This window comes from Bartonella sp. MR100HLJHH (assembly GCF_042194215.1).
GTDB classification, from domain to species: Bacteria; Pseudomonadota; Alphaproteobacteria; order Rhizobiales; family Rhizobiaceae; genus Bartonella; species Bartonella grahamii.
This window is the reverse complement of record NZ_JBHIMR010000053.1, coordinates 1-2,248: the sequence shown is the minus strand read 5'-3', so window position 1 is coordinate 2,248 and position 2,248 is coordinate 1. Positions and strand designations below refer to the sequence as shown.

Below are 2,248 nucleotides of genomic sequence, written 5' to 3'. Positions count from 1 at the left end.
CCAAGTTTTTTGGGAGGCACAACAGCCATTCAACCGATTGCACAATTTGCGGGGGCGGGGCATGCCAATTACTCTGTGAGAGAACAAAGAGGCAAAGACCGCTCCCCCATCACCCACAATCAAAATGTAACAGTGCATGTCAATGGCGCCCGTGATCCTGTGGCCACTGGTCGTGCGGTTGCCCACGCCATTCAACGGGCACGCGCTAATGCGCTGCATGGCGGGACAGAATGAGGGGAGGGAGGCAATGAGGGGAGGGAGCCTATGAGAGATCCTTTGATGATGTTAGGACCGCATCAATTTTATGTGGACTGGCTGAATTTCCAATCCTTTGAAGAAGAGTTTTCTGCCTCATGGGTTTGTATGGAGCGTTTTGGCAGGTCCCCCAGTTTGCAATTTACCGGCTATGGCAATGATGCAAAAACCATTCATGGCGTTTGGTTTCCAGAAGAATTTGGTGATCGGGTAGCCATTGATGCCATCGCCCAAACCATTCGAAGAGCAAAGCCTGTCCAGATGCTTCGTTGGATCAATGATACGACCTATAGTGTTCTTCTTCATGGACCCGTGGTGATCACCACGATCAATAAAGACCACGACTATATCAGCCGCTCTGGTCAATCACAGCGCATCCGCTATTCCATTAGTCTTTTGCCCTTTTTCAATGGCGGAAAACCGCAAGGACAATACCAGGTGGGACAATACCAAGTGGGACAAACTCTATGAAGATACCAGAAAAGCATGTTGTTGTAGAGTTAGAGGATATGAGTCTCGATCTTATCTGCTTTCAACATGCCATGGCAGTGTTCAGGGACCGCATCCAAGTTGGGGCACTAAACGGCTATTTAGAAGCCACCTTGGAAGCCAATCCAGAGGTTGCCAAATATGGTGTGCTTTTACCGCGGGGCTTAACGGTTATTCTGCCTGAATTTGTGTTGTCTAATCCCCAAAGCATGGTGAAGCGGTTATGGGATTAATGCGCACACACCCTTTTATTGTGGTCAAGGTAGGAGACAAACCTGTTCATGAGGTTTTTTACCAGCGTCTTTTAACTGCAACTATCACTGACCATGCCGGTAATGAAGCCGATACATTTGAAGCAGAGTTTGATGATAGTGGCAATGATTTAGAGGTTCCACAAACGGGCAACGCTCTGCAGGTGATCTTTGGCTATGAGAACAGCATCAGTGCTTTTATGGGGCGTTTTGTTGTCGAATCGGTTGTAAGTTGTGGTGGCAGTGATGGAGAGATTTTGCGCCTTTGTGGCAAAAGTGCCTCGATGCGTAAAGAGCTCAAAGAACAGGTGAGTGAGCATTTTGATCACAAAACTGTTGGGGAGATTGTTGAGACACTGGCCAAACGCCATGGCTATCAAGCAAAGGTCAGTCCCCAGTTCACTCAACAAACTTTGCCTTATGTGATTCGCACAGATCAATCGGCTGTTGATTTTCTAACCCGCCTTGCTGACCGTATGCAGGCACGCTTTTTAATCAAGGACAATAAGTTTTTATTTTTAAGCGGTGACAATTTACCAGCACTCGACATCCATAAGCATGACTGTTCAAGTTGGGAATTCACGTTAGAGCCACGCACGCAATATGGCACCATTGAAGCTTCTTATTTTGATCGTTCAAAAGGGCAGCAATGCCAAGTCAAACATCATACAGGGTTTAGCGGTCCCGTGCGGCGTCTTCGCACTTGTTACACCAGCAAGGAAGAGGCTTTGGCTGCTGCTGCATCAGAATCAGACCGACTTTGTCGTGCTGTGGGCAGTGGTTCTTTGACCCTTGAGGGACACCCTGAAATCATGGCGGATCAACCTCTTTTATTGCAAGGGTTTCGTGGCGAAATCAATGGTCCATGGAAAGCTTCCACTGTCACCCACTGCTATGAAAAACAAAGCGGATACACCACAGAAATTACACTCGAAGCGCCAGACAAGGGAAAAAAACAAGAGAAAAGGAAAACTCTGAGTGACAAAAAATCAAAGGGACAACTTGACCCTTTGATCGGTCGTGATGAGGAATAGGTGCAACTTGCACCAATTGCATGAGTACAGCAATAAGGTAATGTCTACTCAATTCCTTAAACGCTTCTCTTTTTAATAATGTCCTGAATAATGTGCTTAGGATACAGAAAAATCATCAGTCAATTTGATTGATCATCTCAAATTGTGATTTTGAGCAGAAAAGAAAAGAGGCTTTAAACGATCTTTGAAAGGTCTTTGAAGACCCTTTGAGAACCACTT

3 protein-coding genes and 1 pseudogene are annotated in these 2,248 nt (G+C 46.1%); all 4 read left to right on the top strand.

Annotated elements, in window-relative coordinates; all coding sequences use genetic code 11:
* Nucleotides 1-234: pseudogene (locus ACFIJ7_RS09375) on the top strand (hypothetical protein); the annotation flags it as partial.
* 30 nt (nt 235-264) lie between these two features.
* Nucleotides 265-726: a phage tail protein gene (locus ACFIJ7_RS09370; protein ID WP_375645173.1), complete on the top strand. Its 462-nt coding sequence runs from the start codon at nt 265-267 to the stop codon at nt 724-726.
* Nucleotides 723-977 (top strand): tail protein X, encoded by a 255-nt coding sequence (locus ACFIJ7_RS09365; protein WP_375645172.1) that lies wholly within the window; start codon nt 723-725, stop codon nt 975-977. The genes ACFIJ7_RS09370 and ACFIJ7_RS09365 overlap by 4 nt, the downstream gene beginning before the upstream one ends.
* Complete coding sequence (locus ACFIJ7_RS09360; RefSeq protein WP_375645174.1) at nt 977-2,029, top strand: phage late control D family protein; 1,053 nt, start codon at nt 977-979, stop codon at nt 2,027-2,029. Before ACFIJ7_RS09365 ends, ACFIJ7_RS09360 begins: the two co-directional genes overlap by 1 nt.
* The last annotated feature ends 219 nt before the right edge of the window (nt 2,030-2,248 follow it).